The organism is Agrobacterium leguminum, from assembly GCF_015704895.1.
GTDB lineage: Bacteria > Pseudomonadota > Alphaproteobacteria > Rhizobiales > Rhizobiaceae > Agrobacterium > Agrobacterium leguminum.
The window spans coordinates 484492-507845 of sequence record NZ_JADQWB010000001.1; the positions used below are offsets into that span (position 1 = coordinate 484492).

General features: G+C 60.3%; 20 protein-coding genes, 1 tRNA gene and 1 riboswitch. Of the genes, 9 read left to right on the plus strand and 12 right to left on the minus strand.

Annotated features, from left to right (window positions below; translation table 11 throughout):
* Window positions 1-12 precede the first annotated feature (12 nt).
* From I3J13_RS02435 to I3J13_RS02445, 3 genes are all read right to left on the minus strand, one after another.
* The gene (locus I3J13_RS02435) at window positions 13-846 is read right to left on the minus strand and encodes a response regulator (protein ID WP_031233782.1); all 834 of its coding nucleotides are present in this window, start codon (window positions 844-846) and stop codon (window positions 13-15) included.
* Window positions 847-1008: 162 nt separating this feature from the next.
* The gene (locus I3J13_RS02440) at window positions 1009-3522 is read right to left on the minus strand and encodes a GcvT family protein (protein ID WP_196377909.1); all 2514 of its coding nucleotides are present in this window, start codon (window positions 3520-3522) and stop codon (window positions 1009-1011) included.
* 251 nt (window positions 3523-3773) lie between these two features.
* Window positions 3774-6410 carry a mechanosensitive ion channel family protein gene (locus I3J13_RS02445; protein WP_196377911.1) on the minus strand — a complete coding sequence of 879 codons (2637 nt, stop codon included), beginning with the start codon at window positions 6408-6410 and terminating at the stop codon, window positions 3774-3776.
* A 122-nt stretch (window positions 6411-6532) separates the two neighbouring features.
* On the opposite strand from I3J13_RS02445, the gene I3J13_RS02450 reads away from it, so the two are divergent.
* Both I3J13_RS02450 and I3J13_RS02455 read left to right on the plus strand, forming a co-directional pair.
* Window positions 6533-6787 (plus strand): GlsB/YeaQ/YmgE family stress response membrane protein, encoded by a 255-nt coding sequence (locus tag I3J13_RS02450; protein WP_003524764.1) that lies wholly within the window; start codon window positions 6533-6535, stop codon window positions 6785-6787.
* A 155-nt stretch (window positions 6788-6942) separates the two neighbouring features.
* A tRNA-Lys gene (locus tag I3J13_RS02455) sits at window positions 6943-7018 on the plus strand.
* Window positions 7019-7195: 177 nt separating this feature from the next.
* Here I3J13_RS02455 and I3J13_RS02460 read toward each other — a convergent pair.
* The gene (locus I3J13_RS02460; RefSeq protein WP_236000797.1) at window positions 7196-7639 is read right to left on the minus strand and encodes an energy transducer TonB; all 444 of its coding nucleotides are present in this window, start codon (window positions 7637-7639) and stop codon (window positions 7196-7198) included.
* A 498-nt stretch (window positions 7640-8137) separates the two neighbouring features.
* On the opposite strand from I3J13_RS02460, the gene I3J13_RS02465 reads away from it, so the two are divergent.
* From I3J13_RS02465 to I3J13_RS02475, 3 genes are all read left to right on the plus strand, one after another.
* Window positions 8138-8389: a hypothetical protein gene (locus tag I3J13_RS02465; protein ID WP_196377913.1), complete on the plus strand. Its 252-nt coding sequence runs from the start codon at window positions 8138-8140 to the stop codon at window positions 8387-8389.
* Between the two features lie 201 nt (window positions 8390-8590).
* Window positions 8591-8821: a hypothetical protein gene (locus I3J13_RS02470; RefSeq protein ID WP_003524760.1), complete on the plus strand. Its 231-nt coding sequence runs from the start codon at window positions 8591-8593 to the stop codon at window positions 8819-8821.
* A 284-nt stretch (window positions 8822-9105) separates the two neighbouring features.
* On the plus strand, window positions 9106-9294 hold the full coding sequence (locus I3J13_RS02475; RefSeq protein WP_003524758.1) for a hypothetical protein: 189 nt from the start codon (window positions 9106-9108) through the stop codon (window positions 9292-9294).
* Between the two features lie 132 nt (window positions 9295-9426).
* On the opposite strand, the gene I3J13_RS02480 is transcribed toward I3J13_RS02475, so the two are convergent.
* A complete protein-coding gene (locus I3J13_RS02480) occupies window positions 9427-9675 on the minus strand; it encodes a hypothetical protein (protein WP_196377915.1) in 249 nt (82 codons plus the stop codon).
* A gap of 682 nt (window positions 9676-10357) precedes the next feature.
* Between I3J13_RS02480 and I3J13_RS02485 the strand changes: the two genes are divergently transcribed.
* Complete coding sequence (locus tag I3J13_RS02485; RefSeq protein ID WP_003520624.1) at window positions 10358-10795, plus strand: PACE efflux transporter; 438 nt, start codon at window positions 10358-10360, stop codon at window positions 10793-10795.
* 21 nt (window positions 10796-10816) lie between these two features.
* On the opposite strand, the gene I3J13_RS02490 is transcribed toward I3J13_RS02485, so the two are convergent.
* From I3J13_RS02490 to I3J13_RS02510, 5 genes are all read right to left on the minus strand, one after another.
* Window positions 10817-11782 (minus strand): alpha/beta hydrolase family protein, encoded by a 966-nt coding sequence (locus tag I3J13_RS02490; RefSeq protein ID WP_196377917.1) that lies wholly within the window; start codon window positions 11780-11782, stop codon window positions 10817-10819.
* Window positions 11783-11881: 99 nt separating this feature from the next.
* Window positions 11882-12487: an ABC-type transport auxiliary lipoprotein family protein gene (locus tag I3J13_RS02495; RefSeq protein WP_080851881.1), complete on the minus strand. Its 606-nt coding sequence runs from the start codon at window positions 12485-12487 to the stop codon at window positions 11882-11884.
* Window positions 12488-12502: 15 nt separating this feature from the next.
* Complete coding sequence (locus tag I3J13_RS02500) at window positions 12503-13873, minus strand: MlaD family protein (RefSeq protein WP_020810470.1); 1371 nt, start codon at window positions 13871-13873, stop codon at window positions 12503-12505.
* Between the two features lie 8 nt (window positions 13874-13881).
* The gene (locus I3J13_RS02505) at window positions 13882-14718 is read right to left on the minus strand and encodes an ABC transporter ATP-binding protein (protein ID WP_035223193.1); all 837 of its coding nucleotides are present in this window, start codon (window positions 14716-14718) and stop codon (window positions 13882-13884) included.
* 10 nt (window positions 14719-14728) lie between these two features.
* The gene (locus tag I3J13_RS02510; protein ID WP_196377919.1) at window positions 14729-15889 is read right to left on the minus strand and encodes an ABC transporter permease; all 1161 of its coding nucleotides are present in this window, start codon (window positions 15887-15889) and stop codon (window positions 14729-14731) included.
* Window positions 15890-16032: 143 nt separating this feature from the next.
* Here I3J13_RS02510 and dgcA point away from each other — a divergent pair, with 143 nt between their 5' ends.
* On the plus strand, window positions 16033-17016 hold the full coding sequence (gene dgcA / locus I3J13_RS02515) for an N-acetyl-D-Glu racemase DgcA (protein WP_196377920.1): 984 nt from the start codon (window positions 16033-16035) through the stop codon (window positions 17014-17016).
* Window positions 17017-17546: 530 nt separating this feature from the next.
* Here the strand turns inward: dgcA and I3J13_RS02520 are convergent.
* Window positions 17547-18386, minus strand: a complete 840-nt coding sequence (locus I3J13_RS02520) for a UDP-2,3-diacylglucosamine diphosphatase (protein WP_196377921.1) — start codon at window positions 18384-18386, stop codon at window positions 17547-17549.
* A 228-nt stretch (window positions 18387-18614) separates the two neighbouring features.
* Between I3J13_RS02520 and I3J13_RS02525 the strand changes: the two genes are divergently transcribed.
* Window positions 18615-20930: an NADP-dependent malic enzyme gene (locus I3J13_RS02525; protein ID WP_020809546.1), complete on the plus strand. Its 2316-nt coding sequence runs from the start codon at window positions 18615-18617 to the stop codon at window positions 20928-20930.
* Between the two features lie 136 nt (window positions 20931-21066).
* Window positions 21067-22182 carry a DUF2865 domain-containing protein gene (locus I3J13_RS02530; RefSeq protein WP_196377922.1) on the plus strand — a complete coding sequence of 372 codons (1116 nt, stop codon included), beginning with the start codon at window positions 21067-21069 and terminating at the stop codon, window positions 22180-22182.
* A gap of 193 nt (window positions 22183-22375) precedes the next feature.
* Here the strand turns inward: I3J13_RS02530 and bluB are convergent, their stop codons facing one another.
* Entirely contained in the window at window positions 22376-23092 is a 717-nt protein-coding gene (gene bluB / locus I3J13_RS02535) for a 5,6-dimethylbenzimidazole synthase (RefSeq protein ID WP_196377924.1), read from the minus strand.
* Window positions 23093-23169: 77 nt separating this feature from the next.
* Window positions 23170-23351: riboswitch (cobalamin riboswitch) on the minus strand.
* Window positions 23352-23354 lie beyond the last annotated feature (3 nt).

Below are 23354 nucleotides of genomic sequence, written 5' to 3' on the forward strand. Positions count from 1 at the left end.
GAAAAGCTTGGGTCAGGCCGCCGGCCTTACCCCCGCTTTCGCCAGCTGTATCTGCACCAGCGTATCGAGGTTCTGGTTGACCCGGCAATAAAACTCCTCGTCGATGAAGGGGCGCAGCATGAAATCATTGCCGCCCGCCTTCAGGAACCGCGCCGAAAGCAGCCGGTTGGTGGAGGAGGACACGCCGATGATGCGCAGCTCATGCGACCCGCGCACGGTGCGGATGCGCCGCGTCAGTTCGAAACCGTCAATATCGGGCATGTTGTAATCGGTCACCACGAGGCCGATATCGGGATTGGCCTTCAGAATCTCGAGCGCCTTCGCACCGCTATCCGCCAGGCTGACGCGGAAATTATAACGCTTGAGACGGCTCGAAAGCAGCGCCCGCGCCGTCGGGCTGTCATCGACGATCAACACGTGATGGCGGTGGTTGGTGAGAAAGCGGCAGACGGATTCCGTCAGCATATCCACGGCGAAAATATTGTCCTTCAGAATATAATCGACCACATCCTTGGCGATCAGCGTTTCGCGCGTCGCCTCATGAAAAGTGCTGGTGAAAACGATGGTCGGGATCGAAAGATCGATCAGATATTCCAGCGCCTCGCCCTTTTCCGCCCCCGGCAGGTTGATGTTGGAAATCGCCAGCGTCACCGGTTCGGGAGAATGTTCATAACAGGCCTGCAATTCCTCGAAATTGCGGCACACTTCCACGGTAACGCCCAGCAGTTCCTTCAGACGCATGCTCACCATCTGGGTGAACACATTGGTATCTTCCGCCAGCAAGATGCGGCTGTTGGTAAAAGGCACGCCAGAATATTGCATGCCCGTAATGCCTAGAAAATTCATTCTGCCCCGATCCCCCATCGTATGTCAGGGAAAGATAGCAGGCTCATTTTTCAGAATCATTAATAACACTTTTGCCGGAAAAGCAGTTGAGCACATGCTTACCTAAACGGAAATACGGCCCACGAGGGGCCGTATTCCGACTTTGGGAGGGGATATTCTGTCTCAGGCGCGCAGAAGCGCATTATCCGTGTCGAACGGGCTTTCTTCCACCACTTCGGCATCGTAGGACGTACCGAGAATGCGGATCTTGAGCTTGGTGCCCACCGCCGCATATTCCGGTTTGAGCATGGCGAGCGCGACGGATTTGCCGAGACGCCAGCCGAAACCGCCGCTCGTCGCGCGGCCCGCAAGCGCGCCGCTTTCATCGAAAATCGCTTCCGAACCGCGCGCATCGACATCCGTATTGCCAGACACGGTGAGCGTCGAGAACACCCACTTCACGCCGGCCTCTTTATAGGCCACAAGCGCATCGCGGCCGATGAAGCTCTTCTCCGGGCGCAGGAAGCGGTCGAGACCCGATTCATAGGCGTTATATTCCACCGAAAGCTCGCGTCCCATGTTGCGGTAGGATTTTTCGAGCGACATCGACACCATGGCGCGGATACCGAAGGGCTTGATGCCGAATTCGGCGCCCGCTTCCATCAGCCGGTCGAAGATGTAATTCTGCATCTCGATCGGGTGGTGCAGTTCCCAGCCAAGCTCGCCCACGAAGTTGACGCGCAGCGCATGCGCCGTCGCAACGCCGACGGAAATCTGCTTGCCGGTGAGCCAGGGGAAGTCCTTGTTCTCAAGGCTGGTGCGGGTCAACTTCTTAAGCAGATCACGCGACTTCGGACCGGCAAGAACCAGCACGCCGTATTTCTGGGTGATCGGCTGCAGCACAACCGAGCCATCGGTCGGTGCCAGACGGAACAGTACGTCGTGGTCATGGGCTTCGAGACCACCGGCCGAAACCATGTAGAAGCGGCCCGGCGCCCATTCATAGACCGTGAATTCCGCCTTCACACCGCCGTTCGGCGTCAGAAGATGGGTGAGCGCGATACGGCCACGCTTCTTCGGCACCGCATTGGCGAGAATGCTGTCCAGCCATGCCCGCGCACCGGGGCCGTAGACCTCCATCTTGGCGAAGGCCGACATATCGAGCACGCCGACATTCTGGTGGACATTCTTCACCTCGTTGCCGACATGTTCGAAATAATTCGAGCGGCGGAACGACCATTTCTCGACGATACGGCCGTCATCCAGGGCCGGTGCGTGATTGTGGCTGGTGATGACATCCGCACCGACGCCGAGGTCTTCCTCGCGCAGCGCATAACCTTCCGGTGCATACCAGTTGGCGCGCTCCCAGCCATAGACGGAGCCGAACACGCCGCCGAGCTTCTTTAGGCGGTCATAGACCGGTGTCGTCTTCAGCGGGCGGGCGGCGGAGCGCTCTTCGTCCGGGTAATGCATGGTGAAGACATTGGCATAGGCTTCCTCGTTCTTGGCGATGAGGTAACCTTCCGTTGCGTAAGGGCCGAAGCGGCGCGGATCGACACCCATCAGATCGAGCGTCGGCTCGCCATCAACGATCCATTCCGCCAGCTGCCAGCCAGCGCCACCAGCAGCGGTGATGCCGAAGGAATGGCCTTCGTTCAGCCAGAAATTCTTCAGGCCCGGCGCGGGACCGACAATCGGGTTGCCGTCAGGCGTATAGGCGATAGCGCCGTTATAGACCTTCTTGATGCCCACTTCGCCGAAGGCCGGAACGCGCACCATGGCGGTTTCGATATGCGGCATCAGGCGGTCGAGTTCCTCCTGGAACAGCTCATATTCGCTGTCGTCGGAAGGACCGTCGACATAACAGACCGGCGCGCCGACTTCATAAGGACCGAGGATCAGGCCGCCCGCTTCCTCACGCATGTACCAGGCGGAGTCGGATTCGCGCAGCACGCCCATTTCCGGCAGGCCCTGGCGACGGCGCTCCTGAATGGCCGGGTGCGGCTCGGTGACGATATATTGATGCTCGACCGGAATGACCGGAATGTTGATGCCGACCATCTCGCCGGTCTTGCGGGCAAAGGAGCCCGTGCAGGAGATGATATGCTCGGCGACGATCTCGCCCTTGTCGGTCGTCACCTTCCAGTGACCGTCTTCCAGCTGCTCGATGGCGGTGACGGTGGTGTTGCGATAGATGGTCGCCCCGCGGTCACGCGCGCCCTTGGCAAGCGCCTGCGTCAGATCGGCAGGCTGGATATAACCGTCGTCGGGATGCTGGATGGCGCCAAGCAGGCCGTCTGTCTCGCAGAGCGGCCAGATTTCCTTCACCTGCTCCGGCGTCAGCATATTGACGCGCACGCCGATGGTCTCGGCGATGCCGGCATAATACATATATTCGTCCCAGCGATCCTTGGTGCGGGCGAGACGGATATTCGAGACCTTGGAGAAGCCGACATTCATACCGGTCTCTTCCTGAAGCTCCTCATAGAACTTCACGGAATATTTGTGAATCTGGCCAACGGAATAGCTCATGTTGAACAGCGGCAGGAGCCCGGCCGCATGCCAGGTGGAACCCGAGGTCAGCTCCTTGCGCTCAATGAGCACGCTGTCGCTCCAGCCCTTCTTGGCCAGATGATAAAGCGTCGAAACGCCAACGACGCCGCCACCGATCACCACCGCCCGTGCATGTGTCTTCATTTACAGAACCCCTGAAAAGCGCCGGCCTTGCCTTATTCCGCCGACATTGGATGGGAGGAATATGAAGCGCTTGCGGGTTGTTCAGCCGCCTGATTGCGACATGGCCATAGGGTGCTGCGACAGGGAAGAAAATGGGAAGCACACCGGATGAATGCGACACAGCCCTGCCGCTTGTTTCTTCTCCCCGGCGGGGAGAAGGCGACAAGCGGCGAGCCCCTGCCCGGAACTCGACGTCCTCAAGCAACAGCGATCTACGCTTTCGCGCCGGGTTTCTCCTTCGGCTCAGCCGCTTTCTCGCTCTTCGAGGCCTCTTTCTCTGCCGTTGCCGCCCCCGTATGGGCCACCACCGCCTTGTCGCCCTCCTCCGAAAGCAGCGCCGCCAGCATCTGCGGGTTGGCGTCGCCTTCCACGTGGATGTTGAGGTTGCGCTGCGGGAACGGGATGTCGATCCCCTCCTCCCGGAAGCGCTGGAGGATTGCGATACGGAGCGCGTTTTTCACGCCAAGCCCGTTGGAGAGATCGGCAAGGTGGAAACGTAGTTCGAAATCCAGCGAAAAATCGCCGAAGCGGAGGAACTCCACATGCGGCTCGGGATTGCGCAACACCGGCGGTTGGGCCCGCACGAGTTCCAGCAGAATATCCATGACCTTCTGCGGATCGGAATCGTAAGAGACGGAAACGGGAATTTCCGCGCGCATGATACGGTTGCGGTGTGTCCAGTTGCCGACAGAGGAATTGATGAATTCCGAATTCGGCACGATGATCGACTGGCCGCGGAAGGTTTCGATTTCGGTAGCGCGCACGGAAAGCCGCTTGACGGTGCCTTCCGTCGTGCCTGTCACCACCCAGTCTCCCACCTTGAAGGGGCGTTCGACCAGCAGGATGAGGCCAGAGACGAAGTTGGAGACGATGTTCTGCAGGCCGAAACCGATACCGACCGAAAGGGCCGAAGCCACCAGCGCCAGGCTGGAGAGGTTGAGACCGGCCGAAGACACGCCGAAGATGGCCGCCACCGCGATACCGAGATAACCGATACCGGTCTTGACCGAGTTGCGCACCCCGGCATCCACCTGGCCGCGCGCCATGACGTTATTGTCCAGCCACTTCTGGAACCAGCGGGTGATGATGTAACCGATGGCGAAGACGAGGACGCCGCCGAAGAGGCCGATCAGCGAAATGGAGGCATTGCCGACGGTGATGCCGGTCAACAGGCGATAGGCCCAGCTTTCGATATCGCCCGGCTGGAATCCCCAGGAAAACAGGATGAGCGGCACGCCGAAGGCAAGCGCGACGGCATAGATGCCAAGCCCCGCGGCAAGGCCGGCCTGATCGAGCGCCACCACGCCGAGACCGAAACGCCGCGCGAGATAACGGCCGGCAAGCGATTCCGCAAAGGCGCCCTGCCGCGAAATCGCCTTGCCCGAGAGAATGCCGATATACATCGTCGCCAGCACCGCGCCGGTGGCGACGATCTGCGTGGCAAGGAAGCGCGCAAGCCCGACATAACCCGTCAGGCAGGCGCCGATGAGAACGAGACCGCCCACCCGCAGCAGGATGACGAGCCAGCGCGGCAGGCGCTGATTGCCGGTCTCATAATCCTGCCCCTCGCCGATCACCGGCCGCAGGAACGATACGGTCAGCAGGATAAGGCCGATGATGATCGAGGCGAGGAAACTCTTGGCAACCGTGACGATCAGCGGCGAATAAAGCGTCTCGCTGATCGTGCCGAGCAGGTAATCGAGCCCGTTGACGAGCGCCATCAGCAGCACGGCCGAGGACAGCGTGTGCGCGCCCTTGTTGGACACCTTCAGAAGGCGCCATTCCGGCTGCGTCGGCGCAAAGATCGCATAGCTCAGCCGCGAGACGAAATAAACGAAACCGGTGATCGCCATCGCCCCGAACAGGATCGGCGCGATATCGGAACGCAGCACGTTGAAATTATCGAGGAAGAAGGCGGAGGTGACGAGAAACAGGAACAGCGACAGCGACTGCACCATCGTCGACCAGAAGGCCACCGAAAGCCGTCTCAGATAGGAAGGCTCGCCCGTAAACGCCCGCCGGTCCATGCGGCTGCCGAAAAAGCGGTAACCGCCCACGAGAAACAGCAGGGCGGCCATGATCGACAGCGTCACCGCCCCGAACATCGGCAGGCGCTTGTAATTCCAGACGAAACTCGCCCAACTGCTGAAAGCGTTGTTGAGGTTGGTCAATTCGGTCAGAAAGGCGGAGGAGGCGTCGCCCAGCGTCTGCGCCGAAACTTCGGTGCGCTTGAACAGGGTGGCGGCAAAAAGCGCCCGGCGAACGGCAGTGATGTTATTGGAAATCTGCGCGGCATTGGTGGCCGTGCTCTCCACCTCGCCGGCAATCGCATTCACCTCGGCCCGTTCCGCCGTCAGCCGGTTTCGCTCCTCCGTCACCATGCTCGCTTCCGGCGGCTGGTCGTCCGCAGGCGCCGCACCCAGCGCATCCAGCCGGGTCTTGATCTGGTCGAGACGGGTGCGCAGCTTGGTGTTGGCGGCGGCGGCATCGGCGGCAATGGTGTCGGCGCGGCCCTTCAGGTCCACAAGCTGCACATCGTCGCTGCCGCCCGCTTCCACCTGTTTGGCAATCGCCGCGACATCGGCCTTCCATTTCTCCAGCTCCGCCCTCGCCTGTTCGACGGTCGAGGCCTGGATCGCCACCGGGGCGGGCGATGTTGTTTCCCCCTGCGCCACCGCCGGCATTGCCGACAAAAGACCGCCGGCCAGAAAAAGCACCATGGCCATTATCGCCGCCATGGCGCTCCTTTGCCGCCGATCCCGTACCAGGCCGTCGAACATCCTTCTGCCGTCCATCAATCCGCCGAACATCAACCGCACATCCATGCCTTTCGTCTCTTTGCGCCGCATCAGGCTTTTTAGCGCCTGCCGCGCGGAAAACCACCCGCATAAAGCGAGGTTTTCAGGAGTTTGCCTTGCTTTTCACCACGAGAATCATCACCTTTGACGATGCAGCAACATGGGAGGAAATCATGGAATCTGCTGGCATTGGCTGGATCGCAGCCATCATCATCGGTGGTGTCGCCGGGTGGCTCGCCGAACAATTCATGAAAAGCAATATGGGTGTTTTCATGAACATCCTTCTTGGAATCGTCGGCGCGATCGTCGCCAACGCCATCCTTTCGGTGTTTGGAATCGTTTTGACGGGTTGGCTCGGTTATCTCATCGCCGGCTTCATCGGCGCCTGCATCCTCATCCTTATCGGCCGGGCTTTCAGGCGCGGATGAATAAAAGGAAAAATCCGTAAAACCCCGGATTTCCAGACTTTTCCAGCGCGACTGAAATTTTTTCGTCACAAAAATCGAAGAAATTTCATTTCCGCGCTGGACAAGCCCAAACTTCCCCTTTATACGCCCCCTCACACCGCCACACGGTGCCGGTCGGGTGATTAGCTCAGTTGGTAGAGCAGCTGACTCTTAATCAGCGGGTCGTAGGTTCGAGCCCTACATCACCCACCAAATTCTTCCTGAAATGACAAGACGTTGCGATGCTAAATTAAAGCATCGCATAAACGCGCCGGGGCGCTGACCAAACCGTTCTTTTTCGATAATGTTTCGATAGTGGTTGCGCATAGAGCCGCCCTCGTCACCTGCAACGCGCGGCTGCGCCAACGGTCGGGCCGGTGTCAAACGCGCTTATAATTCCGTTTCCGGCGCCTTGCTGTCTGCCCCGACAAAACGCGGCGCCAGCGGCCGCCCCGCGATACGGCTTCCAAATTGCTCGGTGAAAGGCACAGGTGCCGCCCGTTTGACCGCCTCGATGGCGGAATCGATGAAGGCCTTGCGCCTCGGGCTGTCCTCCTGTGGGCGCGCGGCGGTGACCACCACCTTGCCCCTTATCTGTCCGTCCTTGTGCAGAATGAACTGCAATGTCACGACAAGCCCCGCAGTGTCTTCCGGCGGCACCCAGCAGGCATAGATCGCATCGAACATTTCATCGATATTGCCGGCCGGCGTGGGATCGTTGCAGACCCGTGACTGGCCTGAGGCCTGCGTCGAAAAACCGGCGGACAACAGAACCAGCGCCGCGAGGCCTGACAGCCTGAACGCGCTGGCGAATGGAAACCAATGCAGGATCAAATCAATACCCTCTACCGAAGCCAGATCCGCCTGCCTGGACAGACCGACCGTCACCGTTTCTTGAAATCAATTTCGTCAATAAGAATTAAGCGCAGCATTCCCGGGCTTCGCCCGCCCTTAAGTTTCACGATCGCAGCAAGCCTAAACATATCAATAAAAACCAAAAGTAAAGCAACTTTAAATTAAAATAAATTGCAGAATAAAGAAAATCATTACGATTTACATCAAAATCATCAAGCAAATCCGAATTTAGGAACATAAAATACAGAGATATACAAACAAAAGACGCCACAAACACAGAGATATATAATGCCGTCAGCTCTCCGCGTGAGGTGAACCGCCGGTCTGGACATATACGCCCCACGCCCCGGCAATCGCGACCATCCCCGTAAGAGCGCGGGCTCAACTGCAGCAACCGGCTTTCCGTGTGGCCGCCGAAAAGATGATTATTGGCGTTGCGGCACCGCCCGTTTCCCCAAAGCTGTCTCAATCGTCCTTATGATCGGGACCATGAGATTGCTCATCAACATATTGCTTTTCATTCTCGGCGCGGTCGGGAGCGGAATATGTGCGTTTTTATTATCGGCAGCGCTTGCCGATTCCGGATTTCTCGGCTCCTGTTTTGAGGGAAATTGCGCTTATGCGGCGCTTTTCATGGTGCTGCCCGTCACATGGTTCGTGCTTTTTGCGCTTTATGTGATGGCGCTGCTGATCTGGCGGCGAAAGCCTTTCCCGAACGGAAGGCTCTGAAAACGGAGATGGCGACGTCATCGCCGCCGCGCACGCGTTGACAGCGATCAAGACTTGCCGCTAACGTCCGCCTGCTGGGGGATTCGCTGCCAGTGATATGCGGGCCTCATGAGCATACCCGATATCACCGGCCTCTGAATGTGCATGTTCCGATTTGCGTCTCGCGTATGTGGACATGACGGAAAACAGGGAGACCAAAGGATGCGGGCCGCAATCAATTCCCCGTCGCTTTCGATCGACACCATGGACTATCAGGCCGAGTGCCAGTTTGCGCTGGAACCTTCCATTCACGGGCTGATCGAGAAAGCGGAACATGCCGGCTGGAACCGCCAGCAGGCCGCCCTTGCCATCGTCGCACTCGCCAGCGAGCATCTCACCGATCTATTGTCCGCCGGCGGCGTTCCCGCGCCGGATCAACGCCCCCTCTCCTGATACCCTCCTTAAGCCGGGCGGATCAGCGCCGGCGTCATCGAAACATCATCGCAAAAATCAACACAGCAGGTCCGGAGTGTCCCTGTCGACACTGCCGGAACAGGTTTGTGCCGTGAAGGTCGACGTGTGGGCAAAGCCGATCCCGCACGGCACTCAGACGCAGCCCGTCGCGCCCCGGTCCGTTCATCGCGCCGGGCGCCCAACCGCCTGCCGGCAACCCCGCCATAGTGTTGACACAAGCCACCAATAATGAGAACATAAAGTGAACATTATGGAGGTCAGCGATGAACACAGCAGACGCAGCCATAGAAAATGCCCTCTCCGTTGTCGCCCGCTCCCGCGATATGCGCGAACGCGCGCTCGAGCGGCGGCGCGAGCTGCAACGGCGAACGGAAGTCATCATCACCCGGCCGCTTTACGTGCTCAAAAAGAACGAAGGGCCAAAACAGCTATCGCTGAAACTCGATAGCTAATCACCGATGCAAAGAACCGGCGAGCGCGGCGCTGTGAAAGCGAAGGCTGCCCCGCCTTCCTCCTGAAAGCAAAATCCCGTGCGGATCACCTCACGCACGGGATTTTTAGAATGAAGAGGTTATTGTTCCTGTTTATTGCATGCGTTGCATTGCTGCTTCTGGTTCACCGGTCGTCGCAACCGTCGCAGGAAGGCGGTCGGTCTTTTTCAGGATGACGACTGGCTTTTCCACCGGCTCTGTCGGCGGAACGATGCTTGCGGTTTTGAATTCACGGTCTACGGCAGGAACGGAAGCGTTGATCTGTTGATGACCTGCGCATTCCGCAAGCGCTGCACTGGCGGAAAAACCAAAGACAGCGGCGATAATGAGAACTGATTTCATGTCATTCTCCCTTCGCTCTGGTGGCGATCTCCAGTCTAGGTGGAGACGGGCCGGATTGAAAATCACACTTTAGAGACATCTAAAGCTCATCATCATTTCGGCAGTCGTCGTCATCGATGTGCGGGGGCAGGCAACAGACAAATGCCGTCGCCCTTATTTCTTCCGCACATCCAGCGGATTTCGGCAAAGCGGTCTGCGAAATATCATCGCCACATAACTTCCCTTAAGGGAAATGAGGCTTGGCGTGTAAGTCGAAACCTTCGCCGTGTTGGCGGCCTTTATCGTTCTCCCCTCAGAGGAATTCTGCTGCATGGCACGCCTCCTTCCATAAGCGATAACGAAAATGCGCCGGTCTTGTTCCCCATCGCCCTCTCTTTGCTCCGAGAGAGGTCGAGGCGCTGCCAGTTGTTTCTTCTCCCCGCCGGGGAGAAGGTGGCCCGAAGGGTCGGATGAGGGGGCTAGCGCAGAGATATGCGGAGAACCTGCCCCCTCATCCCGCTGCCGCGGACTTCTCCCCGGCGGGGAGAAGAAACAAGCGGCGACCTTCCAGCCATATCCGAGGCCCCAAATGCGCAGCGCTTGAAAAATTCGTCCAAAACCTCTATATGCCTCAGCGCGAGGACGACCTCGGCCACATCGGCGACAGCATGCGGGACGGCCCGGTCACATACCGGAGAATGAAATGCGTTCCCTGCAAGATCGTATCCGCCACGCCCTCAGCTTCGAAATCATCGGCCTGCTGCTCATCATTCCGCTCGGTGCGCTGCTGTTTGGCATGCCGATGGAAGATATCGGCATTGTCGGCATCGTCAGCGCCACGCTGGCGACGGTCTGGAACTATGTCTACAATCTCGGTTTCGACCACGTCATGCAGCGGCTGAAAGGCACGACGCTGAAGACGCCCGCCCTTCGGGTCGCCCATGCCGTGCTGTTCGAACTCGGTCTGCTGATCGTGCTGATGCCTTTCATTGCCTGGTATCTGAATATCAGCCTTGCTCACGCGCTGGTGATGGATATCTCGTTTGCGCTGTTTTACGTGGTCTATGCTTTTGTCTTCAACTGGAGCTACGACCGGGTTTTCCCCCTGCCGGAATGGAAGTCGCAGCAGGACGCCGCCTGACCGGCGCGGAAAGGAATAACGTCAGCGCAGCGACGCCTTGAAGAAGCTGACCACCTCGGCGTTGAAGCTGCGGTGAAACCCCGCCCGGTCGAAACCCGCCGCATCGCTGCAAATCTGGGGCACGGCCTTTTCCATCTCGGCGGGGCAAGGGGCGATAAAGGAAAAGTGCCCCGCCCCTTTTACCATCCGATAGTCCGGTTTCACCGGCAGATCGTCGCGCAGCCTCGCAACATCCTGGGGCGCGACACCATCGCCGCCGCGTTCCGAACTCCAGAGCTGAACGGGGATCGTGATATTCTTCAGGTCGCCCGCGCCGGGAAAGGCATTCAACGGGTCGGCGGCAACCACAGCCTTTATCCGCGCATCCTGACCGCCATGCTGCGGCAATGTCGTCTTCTGCCGCATCTGCGTGCAAATCGGCGCCTGCGGGTCGGGACAGGGCAGCCCGGCATTGGCAAAATCAGGCGTGCCGCCGGCAAGCACCAGCGCGGTATAACCGCCGCGCGAAAATCCGAAGACGCCGATCCGTCCGGCATCGATGGAACCGGCTTCGCTAAAACCTTCAAGCAGATGATCGAGCAACCGGGCAATATCCGCCGGACGGCCCGTCAGCGCGGAAAGCTCGCCCGCCTTCTTCATTTCAAGCGCATTGTCTCCGGGGTGATTGATCGCCGCGACAATGAAGCCGGCATCCGCCAGCGCCGCCGCCGTGTCCCGATGGCTGAAATAGGTGCCGCCAAAGCCATGGGAGATAACGATGAGCGGATACTTCCCTTCAGGAACAGGGCAATCGCGCACGGCGGGCAAAATAAAGGGACCGATCCTGACCTCTTCCGGCGCGGCCGCGCAGGGCGACCACACCGCAGCCTTCATGGCAGCTTTACCGTTCGCGGCTGGAATGTCGATCAGCCGGAGACCGGCCGCCATGGCGGCGCCCGTTCCAGACAGGGCGGAAAACATAAAGCAAAGCAGCAGCAGAAATCGCATCACCAACTCACGAATCGGGACCATCATGCATAGGCCGATCGGTGACCGGCGCTACGCAAACATAAAGCGGTTTCCTGTGACGACAATAACACCGAACGCTTAAAGCGATTTCAGCGTCCAGGCCACGATATCGCGCGTGGCGGCGGCAAAGGCCTGATCCAGCGCCTTCACGAAATTGGCGTTGCCGGAACCGCTGACGCGGGCGCTGGCGCGGAACACGTCCTGCGCCTTCACCGTGCCGTTGCGGTCGTTCAAGAGCTTCACCGATATCTCGATATTGGCGATATTCTTCGCCGTATCGATTTCGAAGGCGCGAATATCGGTCACGACCTGATAGTCGATTGCCAGCCCCTGCCCCGGCCGTCCGACGCCGCCGAGCTTGCCGGTATCCTCGAAGGCTTCCACCAGCTTGGATTGCACCATGCGCGGCAGGCGGTCGCTCCATTGCGAATTGCCGAGATATTGCACCTCCGAGCCGGAAAGGCGCACCACGATATTTTCGCTGTCGAGTGCCTTCAGGGCGGTCGGATCGGCGATCAGCAATTGCCGGCTTTTCAGCGAAGGCCCCTGCGCCACCGCCGCCGAAGAGACGGAGAGATCGAAAGTATCGTTCTTCGGCGCACCCGCGCAGCCCGCCATCAAGGCGGCAAACAGCGGAGCCAGAATGAGGGCGCGGCGCTGACGGCCGTTCATCAATCGTGTCATTGGCCCATACCCCTCTTAACGCCTTGTTCTGCCATCATATTGTTTCACGGTTTCGCCGCCGAAAATCAACCGCTGCGGATCGCGGTCGATATTGGTGATGGCATTGTTGAGATTGTCGACCGTGACCCGCGTGCTGCCGATCAGCGCCTGGAAATCCTTCAGGCCCGAGCTGGAGAAACGGGTCAGATTGTCGGCAATCGGCCCGATGCGGGCGTTGAGATTATCCGCCACCGCCTTGAAGGAGGTCAGCGTTTCACGCGCCTTGGCAAACAGCGAATTGGCGTCATCGGTGCCGAGCATGCCGTCCACCTTGGCGAGAATGCCGTCGACGCGGCTGGAGGCGAGGTTCAGCTTGCGACCCATTTCGGTGAAGTCGGAAACCGCCTGGTCGATATCGGCACGGCGGGCGCCGACGTCATCGGCGATCCGCTTGAAGTTCGCCACGGCATCGCGCGCATCGGCGGTCGCAGAGGAAACGTCATCAACCACGGTGCCCACCTTGGCCGGATCGACGGAGGCCAGAAGCTCATCCGCGCGCTTCACCACGGTCTGCACTTCCGTGCTCGCCGCTTCGAAATTGCGCGCCGTGCTCTGCACGGTCTCCATGATGCCCTGAATATCGCTGGAAGCGGAAGCGACATCCTTCGTCACCTTGTCGACATTCGACAGGATGGAATCGATCTTGCCGGCATCCACCGCCTTCACCAGATCCTCGATGGCCGTCAGCGTGCCATCGAGACGCACCGAGACCGACTGCACCGTTGTGGAAAGCGAGCTGAGGCTTGCAATGAAATTCTTGATGCCGTCGGAATTGGCCGCCAGCGCATCGGAGAATTTCTCGGCATTGCGCACCGTCTGCGTCAGCGGGCCACGCGCATCCTGCACGAAACCCTGCAATTCGCCGATGGCGCCATCCGCGCGCTTCAGGATTTTATCGGCGGTGGCAAGCAGGTTGGTGACGCTGGAAAGATCGGCCGTCAACTCGGCCGGAACGCCGCTTTCGACGGCTTTCTGCAGAATGCGCTCGCCATCCTTGTTGCCGCCGGAAAGCTCGATATAGGCAGCGCCCGTCAGGCCCTGAATTTCAAGCACGGCGCGGGTGGACGGGAAAACCGGGGCATCGGCCTGCACTTCGGTAAAGGCGATGGAATAGGCCGGATCATCGCGGTCGATCGCAAGCCCGCGCACGGTGCCGACCGGAATACCGTTGAAGCGCACGGGAGAACCGACGGAAAGACCGTTTGCGGAGCCGGGAATACGCACGACGAGCTGCGCCGTCGGGCCGCCACGACCGAATTCCGCCATCCAGTAAACGAAGCCGAATGCGGCGGCGATCACGATCAGCGTGAAAATTCCGACTATGGTGTAGTTCGCCTTGGTTTCCATGCTTCTTGTTACTCCACCGGATTTTCGTGTCTGCCGTCCGGAAGAACGACAGAGCGCGCCCGTTTGCCGCGGAAATAGGACTGCACCCACGGGTCGTCGCAGGCGAACATGTCCTGCAATGTCCCTTCCACCAGCACTTTCTTCTGGCCCAGCACTGCAATGCGGTCACAGACGGAGAAGAGGCTGTCGAGATCGTGCGTCACCATATAGACGGTCAGGCCGAGCGAATCGCGCAAGCGCGCGATCAGCATATCAAATTCCGCCGCCCCGATGGGATCGAGGCCCGACGTCGGCTCATCGAGGAAGACGAGGTCGGGATCGAGCGACAGCGCCCGGGCAAGGGCTGCGCGCTTGATCATGCCGCCGGAAAGCTCGGAAGGGTACTTGTCGCCCGCATCGGGCTTCAGCCCCACCATCTCGATCTTCAGATAGGCAAGCTCATCCATCAGCTTTTTCGGCAGGTCGAGATATTCGCGCATCGGCAGCTGGATGTTCTCCTTCACCGTCAGGCCGGAAAACAGCGCCCCCTGCTGGAACAGCACGCCAAGCCGCTGGTCGAGCATCATGCGGTCGTCTTCGCTCGCCTTGTCGTAATCGGTGCCAAGAATGCGGATCGCACCCGCCTGCCGCGGCAGGAGCCGCAAGATCGCACGCATCAACACGGATTTGCCGGCACCGGAGGGGCCGATAAAGCCGAGGATTTCACCGCGATAGACATCGAGGTCGAGATTTTCGAGCACGTTACGGCCATTGAAGCCGACGGTCACGCCCTCGACGGAAAGCACCACCTCGCGCCCGTCTTTCCCGGTTCTGGTCTCCTGCGGTTTCTGGTCCAGTTTCTCCAACGCGCCCTCCCTAAAAATCGATGGCTGCGTAGAAGATGGCGAAAAGACCATCCACCAGAATAACGACGAAGATCGACTTCACCACCGAGGAGGTGACGTGCTGGCCGAGCGATTCGGCCGAACCGCCCACTTTCATGCCCTCCACCGCCGCGACGATGCCGATGATGAGCGCCATGAACGGCGCCTTGATCATGCCGGCGGCAATGGTCGATTCCTCGACCGCGCCATGCAGACGCGACAGGAACACCTCAAACGTGATGCCTGAATAAAGCAGCGCCACGATGGCCGCACCGAAAAGCGCTGCGAAATTGGCAAGAATGGTCAAAAGCGGCAACGCGATGGTGAGCGCCACCAGCCGCGGAAACACCAGAACGCCCACGGGGTTGAGGCCGATCACCTTCAGCGCGTCGATTTCCTCGCGCATCTTCATCGAGCCGATTTCCGCCGTGATCGCACTGCCGGAACGGCCGGCGATCATGATTGCGGTCAGAAGCACACCGATTTCGCGCAACTGCAGAATGCCGACGAGATCGACAACGAAGACTTCCGCACCGAAATATCTGAGCTGGAACGCGCCCTGCTGCGCGATGATCGCACCGATCAGGAACGACATCAGCATGATGATCGGCACGGCGCGCACGCCCATATGGTCGATCTGGTTGACGATCGCCGCCGGCGATACGCCACGCCCGCGTCCGAGCTTCATCTGCGCGCCGCGCACGGCCGAGCCGAGAATATACATGCCCGCCAGGAAATCCGCGCCGTTCTGAATGACGGCCTTGCCGATGGGCGCAAAAATACGTTCGGCGAGCCCCGCCTTCGCAGCGGCTTCGCCCTCCATCTCCACCTTTTCGGGCAACTGGCCGATGACCTCTTCGATACGGTCATTGCCCGTCACGGTGACGGTGGCGCCATTTGCCTCGAGGTCCTTGCGCAGACGCTGGATGATCCATGCACCCGTCGTATCGATGGCCTCGACGGAAGAAAGATCGATTTCCACCGGACCGGCGGATTTGCTCTTTTCGATCTTTTCAAGACTGGGGAAAACACCGGCGAGATTGCTGTTGCGCCAGGAACCGCTCATGACAAAACGCAAGCCGCCGCCGGAGACGGAACCGTCTTCGGTGATTGCGGCCGGGTTCGCCTGTTGCCGTGTGTCCTGTTCTTGCATAATGCTCCGAGCGAGTGCAGCCGTCACGAGATTCTTAAAGGTTTCATAACGTTTTGGCCTCCGGCAAGCCACAGTGACGGCCGACAATTCGTGATAAATTTGGCGTCATGTGTCTTTTGCCGCCCAATCGGAAGTGAAAAAACATGCCCCGTTACCTTCAAGCCACAACAGAACGTTTTCCCGTCGCCGGCAGCTTCACCATTTCACGCGGCACCCGCACCCACGCGGATGTCGTAACGTGCACCATCCGCGATGGTTCCTTTACCGGCATCGGCGAATGTGTGCCCTATCCGCGTTATGGCGAAAGTATTGAAGGCGTCATCGCCGATATCGAAGCGATGGCGGAACAGATCGCCGGCGGCGTGACACGGCAGGAACTACAGCAGGCGATGCAACCCGGCGCCGCCCGCAATGCGGTCGATTGCGCGCTGTGGGACCTCGAAGCCAAGATCACCGGCAAAACCGTTGCCGAGCGCATCCTTGGGCAGGCGGCAAAGCCGCTCGTCACCGCCTACACCATCTCGCTTGCCGACCCCGAGACCATGGCCGCGAAAACGGCGGAAAACGCAGGCCGCCCGCTGCTGAAGATCAAGACCGGCACGGCGGATGACGAAGCGCGTCTAAGGGCCGTGCGCGCCGCTGCACCCGAAGCGCGCATCATCATCGACGCCAATGAGGGCTGGAACGATTATAATATCGAATATTATCTGAGGCTTGCGGCAGAGCTGAAGATATCGCTGATCGAGCAGCCGCTACCCGCCGGCAAGGATGACATCCTCTCCCGCATCGACCATCCGGTGCTGATCTGCGCCGATGAAAGCGTGCATTCCACCAAGGACCTCGCCGCCCTGCGCGACCGTTACGATGCGATCAACATCAAGCTCGACAAGACCGGCGGCCTGACCGAAGCGCTCGTCATGAAGGCCGAGGCCGAAAGGCTCGGCTTCACCATCATGGTCGGCTGCATGCTCGGCACCTCCCTCGGCATGGCCCCCGCCGTGCTGGCGGCGCAGGGTACAGCCTTTGCCGATCTCGACGGACCGCTGCTGCTGGCCGAGGATCGTGAGCCTGGTCTGGTTTATGAGGGTTCACTGGTTTATCCGGCGCGGCCGGAACTGTGGGGGTAAGTCGCTAGTATTGGAAGCAGTGAGACAAGGTGATCCACAACGTCGCCCCTTGTTTCTTCTCCCCGCCGGGGAGAAGGTGGCCCGAAGGGTCGGATGAGGGGGTGAGGTCAACGATAAACCGAGAGCTTGCCCCCTCATCCCGCTGCCGCGACCTTCTCCCCGGCGGGGAGAAGACGAAAGACGTACCCGCTCGCCTTAAATGACGGAAGGGCTCGTCTATGAGGAAGGCATGGCTATCCGGCCCCGCCAGAATTGCGGAAGTCTCGCCCAGGCACCGCGCGCCAAGGCAGCATCCTCCTCATGCCTTACTCAAAGAGTCACAGGGAAGCAGAACCTTTCCTCCGTCATGCCGGACTTGATCCGGCATCCAGCCACCGCGCGTCTGCGCGGTGAGAGGAGTCTTACGCGATCAAAGACTTGATCGCGCTGGATCCCGGCTCAAGGCCGGGATGACGGTGTGCGGATATTGCCACTCATCGAATGCGGCATTCCATACGAGCCTATCGTCAGCGCACGTCAAACGCCCCAATTCAGGCCGCGTGCTTCCCGATCAGTCCCGGAATATCCACCGGCTCCATCTCGTCCGATGCCTGCTCGGCGGTAACGTCGCTCGTCTGCATCCAGGTGATCAGCTCGAAGCTGCCATCGGCGTTTTCGGCAATCGCCGTGCAGCTTTCCACCCAGTCGCCGGTATTGATGTAGCGGATGCCGTCCATGTCTTCCATGACAGCATGGTGAATGTGGCCACAGATGACGCCCTCGACATTGTTGCGGCGCGCCTCTTCGGCCACCACGCGCTGGAATTCGCCGATGAAGTTGACCGCGTGCTTGACCTGCAGCTTGGCCCAGGCCGAAAACGACCAGTAAGGCAGGCCGATGCGGCGGCGCACGGCGGCGATGGCGATGTTGAGCGCAATCGCCGCGTCATAGGCCCAGTCGCCGAGATAGGCGAGCAGGCGGGCATTGCGCACCACCACGTCGAACTCATCGCCATGGATGATGAGGTACTTCTTGCCGTCGGCGGCCTCATGGATCATGCGCTCGGCCACTTCGATGCCGCCGAAATGCATGCCGGGAAATTCCCGCAGGAATTCATCGTGATTGCCGGGAATGTAGACGATGCGCGTTCCCTTGCGGGCCTTGCGCAGAAGCTTCTGCACCACGTCGTTGCAGCCCTGCGGCCAGTACCAGCTGCGGCGCAGGCGCCAGCCGTCGACGATGTCGCCGACGAGAATGATCGTCTCGGCCTCGTGATGTTTCAGGAAGTCGAGCAGATAATCCGTCTTGGCCGCCTTGGAGCCAAGATGAACATCCGAAATGAAAAGCGTTCTGAACTGTCTGGTTTCGATTTGACCGGCCACGGATTTCATCCCCCTGTTCGGTTGCGTCCCTGCGGCTTTCTTACCTCTCAGAACCAGACTCGTGTTTCAGCAACATGACAGACGCCGGTTTTTATAGGGAATATGACGAAAGCCTTCACGAAAACGCGAATAAGCCATGGCCGCATTTGCATAAGGTGCGGTCAAATAACGGCTGTACCACGGGGAAGTTTGTTGTATTCAGGGGTCCGGAATTGAACCAGACATGACGGTGGAAGAATGACCTCTCACGATAAGAACAACACGCCCGCCAACACGGCAAAGGCCGACATCGAGGAACAGGCGCTCTTTTTCCACCGCTATCCGCGTCCCGGCAAGCTGGAAATCCAGGCCACCAAGCCGCTCGGCAACCAGCGCGATCTGGCGCTGGCCTATTCGCCGGGTGTTGCCGCCCCCTGCCTCGCCATCCATGAAAATCCGGAAACGGCCGCAGAATATACCGCCCGCGCAAATCTCGTCGCCGTCATTTCCAACGGCACGGCGGTGCTCGGCCTCGGCAATATCGGCCCGCTCGCTTCCAAGCCCGTGATGGAAGGCAAGGCCGTCCTCTTCAAGAAATTCGCTGGCATTGACGTTTTCGACATCGAAATCGATGCGCCCGGCATCAACGACATGGTCTCCACCATCGCAGCGCTGGAGCCGACCTTCGGCGGCATCAACCTTGAGGACATCAAGGCGCCGGAATGTTTCGAGGTGGAACGCCAGCTGCGCGAAAAGATGAATATCCCGGTCTTCCACGATGACCAGCACGGCACCGCGATCATCGTCGCCGCCGCCGTCACCAACGCGCTGGAACTCGCTGGAAAATCGCTCTCGAGCGTCAAGATCGTCGCCTCGGGCGCCGGCGCGGCGGCCCTTGCCTGCCTCAACCTGCTCGTCGCCATGGGCGCGAAGAAAGAAAACATCTGGGTCCACGACATTGAAGGCCTCGTTTATGACGGCCGCAATACGCTGATGGACGAGTGGAAGGAAGTTTACGCCCAGAAGACCGACAAGCGCGTCCTGGCCGAAACCATCGACGGTGCGGATGTCTTCCTCGGCCTTTCCGCCGCCGGCGTGCTGAAGCCGGAACTGCTGGAGCGCATGGCGGAAAACCCGCTGATCCTCGCGCTTGCCAACCCCAATCCGGAAATCATGCCGGAAGCGGCGCGCGCGGCCCGTCCGGATGCGATGATCTGCACCGGCCGTTCGGATTTCCCGAACCAGGTCAACAACGTTCTCTGCTTCCCTTATATCTTCCGCGGCGCGCTCGATTGCGGCGCAACCACGATCAACGAGGAAATGAAGATGGCCGCCGTGCAGGCCATCGCCGAACTCGCGCGGGAGGAAGTCTCCGAAGTGGCCGCAAAGGCCTATAGCGGCGAAACGCCGGTCTTCGGCCCGAACTACCTCATCCCCTCGCCCTTCGATCCGCGCCTCATCCTGCGCATCGCTCCGGCGGTTGCCCGTGCCGCGGCCGCAAGCGGCGTCGCCGCCCGGCCGATCACCGATTTCGAAGCCTATCTCGACCAGCTGAACCGTTTCGTCTGGCGCTCCGGCTTCATCATGAAGCCGGTCTTCAATGCCGCCAAGGCCGCCGAAAAGAAGCGCATCATCTTTGCCGAGGGCGAAGACGAGCGCGTGCTGCGCGCCGCCCAGGTGCTTCTGGAAGAAGGCACCGGCATCCCGATCCTCATCGGCCGCCCGCAGATCATCGAAACGCGCCTGAAGCGCTTCGGCCTGCGCATCCGCCCGCATACGGATTTCGCCGTGGTCAACCCGGAAGACGATCCGCGCTACCGCGACTATGTCGATGACTATTTCGCCCTTGTCGGCCGCGTCGGCATCAACCCGGAAGCCGCGCGTACCATCGTGCGCACCAACACGACCGTCATCGGCGCGCTGTCGGTGAAGCGCGGCGAAGCGGATGCGCTGATCTGCGGTCTCGAAGGCCGTTACGACCGCCACCTGCGCGACGTCAACCAGATCATCGGCAAGCAGGAAGGCGTGCGTTCCTTCGCAGGCCTCAGCCTGCTCATCACCCAGCAGGGCGCGCTGTTCCTGACCGACACTTTCGTGAATTACGACCCGACCTCCGAGGAAGTGGCGGAAATGGCCATTCTCGCGGCCAAGGAAATCCGCCGCTTCGGCATCACGCCGAAGATCGCCCTCGCCAGCCATTCCAATTTCGGCTCGCGCGATTCCGAAAGCGCCCGCAAGATGCGCCGTGCCCTGAAGATCGTGCAGGAAGCCGCACCGGAACTGGAAGTGGATGGCGAAATGCAGGGCGGCTCGGCCCTGTCCGAAGCACTGCGCAAGCGCGCCATGCCGAACAGCGTGCTGACCGGCGAGGCGAACCTGCTGGTCTTCCCGAACCTCGATGCCGCCAACATCACGCTCGGCGTCACCCGCACGCTGACGGAAGGCCTGCATGTCGGCCCGATCCTGCTCGGCACGGCCCTGCCCGCCCATATCCTGTCGCCCAGCGTCACCTCGCGCGGCGTCGTCAACATGGCGGCCTTCGCCGTTGTGCAGGCATCGCACCCTTCGGTGTGATAGAGGCCCTATTAACGCAATTTTGAACAGGCTGTTGCCGCCTTGCGGCAACAGCTTATGTTATCTTCCCGAAACACGGATTTCGTGAAGTATAACGCCCCTGCCACCGGCCGGGGACATCGAACGGATCGAACAATTGACCCGCCGCAGCCGCATCATCGGCCTCCTGCTTCCCCTTGTTTTCATCACCCCGGCCGCCGCTTTTGCGGATCAGGTCTGCGATACGCTTTATGCGCAATTGCGCGAGCCGCCCCGCGTCATCGGCAATACGGCCGAGGTGCGGCGTTACGCCAATGCGCTCGCCCGCCAGAATATCGTCATCCGCAAGATCAGGAACGACCTGCGCGGCTATGGCTGCTCATCCGGCAGCGTCATCGTCTACGGCAATCCCAATGCGGGTATCTGCGCCGAAATCGGCGACGCGCTGGCGGAAGCGGAAAACGAGCGCAACGCCATCATCCGTGACCGCGACGACGCCATGGCGGCCGCGCGTAACGACGACGGCGACATCAGGCGTCAGCGCATTCTCGCCGCCCTCGATGCGAATGGCTGCAACACCGTGCCGCAAACGGAAACGCAATTGCCGCCGCCTCCGGATGTGACGCGTTATCCCGACGCTTTCCGGCAGAATGGCCCGCAGAACGGCGACGCGCCGGGACAGGCGGGGCTTTCGCCCTACCCCAACGCCACCGCCGAGGGCGGGCTTCGCACACTGTGCGTGCGCACCTGCGACGGCTCGTTTTTCCCCATCGCCTCCAATGCCTCGCCGCTCGATTTCCGCGCCCAGGCGGAGCAGTGCGAGAAAATGTGTCCGGGGACCGAGACGGAGCTTTATTTCCACTCCATGACGGATCAGGAAACCGCCGACATGGTTTCGGCGGAAACAGGCAAACCCTACAGGGACCTGCCGACCGCCTTCGCCTACAGGAACGCTAGCACAAAAGCGCCGGGCTGCGCCTGCAACATGGCCGCCTATCACAAGGAAATGCAAAAGCAGGAAGAGGCCGCCCGGCCGCAGCCCGAAAAACCCTATTCCGGCATCACCACCATTCCATCACCGCAAGGTGACAAGGCTGAGAAACCCGCCGAACAGCAACAGGCCGCCAAGCCACCGGAACAGCCCGTTCCCGAACGCGACTATGACCCGAACGACAGCCGCGTCCGCGTCATTGGCCCGAAATTCCTGCCCGACCAGACAGGCCGGATCGACCTGAAGAACCCGGCATTGAAGGGTATACAGCCGCAGCAGTGACATACATCGCGGAGCGAGCGCGCGCCCCTTGCTTCTTCTCCCCAAAGGGGAGAAGTCCGCGGCAGCGGGATGAGGGGGCGGCGTCAGCGATATTCGGAGAGCTTGCCCCCTCATCCGACCTTTCGGGCCACCTTCTCCCGGCGGGGAGAAGAAACATGCGACGACGTCCCGCCTTATTCACAGGTCTCCGCTTCTACACCCCGCCCCAGCGGTTACGAAACACCAGTTCCTCCAGCGGCACGCGCTGTCGCCAGCCCTTCACCGCCAGTTCCGGCTCGTTATAGAGCGCATCGACACGGCCGAGGCAAAGCCAGGCGACGATTTCGATATGGTCGGGAATATCGAGAATGGTGCGAATGTCGCTATCGTGGAAAATGCTGACCCAGCCGACGCCGACGCCTTCGGCGCGCGCCGCGAGCCAGAGATTCTGGATGGCGCAGACGGTGGAATAGACATCCGTGCGCGGATTATGAGTGCGGCCCAGCACCACCTTGCCGCCGCGCGTCGGATCGCAGGTGACGCAGATGCTGAGCGGCGCCTTGCGGATGCCTTCAAGCTTGAGACTGCGATAAAGCGCCTGCTGCTCGCCCGTAAACATCGCCGCCGCCTCCTCATTGGCGCGGCTGAAGGCCACGAAGGCCGCCTGACGGATCGCGCCATCGGTGACGAGGGTAAAATTCCACGGCTGCATGAAACCGACCGAGGGCGCGGAATGGGCCGCCTTCAAAAGACGCTCCACCAGATCGTCCGGCAGCGGGTCCGGCAGGAACTGATCGCGCACGTCGCGACGGGTCTCGATGGCGCGGTAAATCGCCTCGCGTTCCTCACAGGAAAACGGGCGGGCGGGCGAGAGCGCGTGATCGAACGAACTGGCGCCGGGCGGATTGCTTACGGACGAATCGGCTGGCATCGTTTATCCCCAACAATGCGAAGACCGGGCGCAAATGCGCGCCCCGCCTCGACAACAACCTGCCGCCGTCCGCGCGGTTCGGTCTATCCCGTCAGGCCGGTCTTCTGACTAGGCTTCATCCGCCCTTTTCGCCTTCCCGAATTGCTTCAGTGGCTAAAAAAAAGAACGTCCGCCTCACAGCGCTGGGCACGTTCCGGTCTTTCACCGGATTCCCGATTCTCCCGCCGCATGGGCAGGCACCTGACAGGCAAGCTATGGGCAA

What these genes read in the sequence shown, in the direction of transcription:
- I3J13_RS02435 (WP_031233782.1), bottom strand. Translation starts at nt 846, where the DNA reads ATGAATTTTCTAGGCATTACGGGCATGCAATATTCTGGCGTGCCTTTT.
- I3J13_RS02440 (WP_196377909.1), bottom strand. Translation starts at nt 3,522, where the DNA reads ATGAAGACACATGCACGGGCGGTGGTGATCGGTGGCGGCGTCGTTGGC.
- I3J13_RS02445 (WP_196377911.1), bottom strand. Translation starts at nt 6,410, where the DNA reads ATGCGGCGCAAAGAGACGAAAGGCATGGATGTGCGGTTGATGTTCGGC.
- I3J13_RS02450 (WP_003524764.1), top strand. Translation starts at nt 6,533, where the DNA reads ATGGAATCTGCTGGCATTGGCTGGATCGCAGCCATCATCATCGGTGGT.
- I3J13_RS02465 (WP_196377913.1), top strand. Translation starts at nt 8,138, where the DNA reads ATGATCGGGACCATGAGATTGCTCATCAACATATTGCTTTTCATTCTC.
- I3J13_RS02470 (WP_003524760.1), top strand. Translation starts at nt 8,591, where the DNA reads ATGCGGGCCGCAATCAATTCCCCGTCGCTTTCGATCGACACCATGGAC.
- I3J13_RS02475 (WP_003524758.1), top strand. Translation starts at nt 9,106, where the DNA reads ATGAACACAGCAGACGCAGCCATAGAAAATGCCCTCTCCGTTGTCGCC.
- I3J13_RS02480 (WP_196377915.1), bottom strand. Translation starts at nt 9,675, where the DNA reads ATGAAATCAGTTCTCATTATCGCCGCTGTCTTTGGTTTTTCCGCCAGT.
- I3J13_RS02485 (WP_003520624.1), top strand. Translation starts at nt 10,358, where the DNA reads ATGCGTTCCCTGCAAGATCGTATCCGCCACGCCCTCAGCTTCGAAATC.
- I3J13_RS02490 (WP_196377917.1), bottom strand. Translation starts at nt 11,782, where the DNA reads ATGCGATTTCTGCTGCTGCTTTGCTTTATGTTTTCCGCCCTGTCTGGA.
- I3J13_RS02495 (WP_080851881.1), bottom strand. Translation starts at nt 12,487, where the DNA reads ATGACACGATTGATGAACGGCCGTCAGCGCCGCGCCCTCATTCTGGCT.
- I3J13_RS02500 (WP_020810470.1), bottom strand. Translation starts at nt 13,873, where the DNA reads ATGGAAACCAAGGCGAACTACACCATAGTCGGAATTTTCACGCTGATC.
- I3J13_RS02510 (WP_196377919.1), bottom strand. Translation starts at nt 15,889, where the DNA reads ATGCAAGAACAGGACACACGGCAACAGGCGAACCCGGCCGCAATCACC.
- dgcA (WP_196377920.1), top strand. Translation starts at nt 16,033, where the DNA reads ATGCCCCGTTACCTTCAAGCCACAACAGAACGTTTTCCCGTCGCCGGC.
- I3J13_RS02520 (WP_196377921.1), bottom strand. Translation starts at nt 18,386, where the DNA reads ATGAAATCCGTGGCCGGTCAAATCGAAACCAGACAGTTCAGAACGCTT.
- I3J13_RS02525 (WP_020809546.1), top strand. Translation starts at nt 18,615, where the DNA reads ATGACCTCTCACGATAAGAACAACACGCCCGCCAACACGGCAAAGGCC.
- bluB (WP_196377924.1), bottom strand. Translation starts at nt 23,092, where the DNA reads ATGCCAGCCGATTCGTCCGTAAGCAATCCGCCCGGCGCCAGTTCGTTC.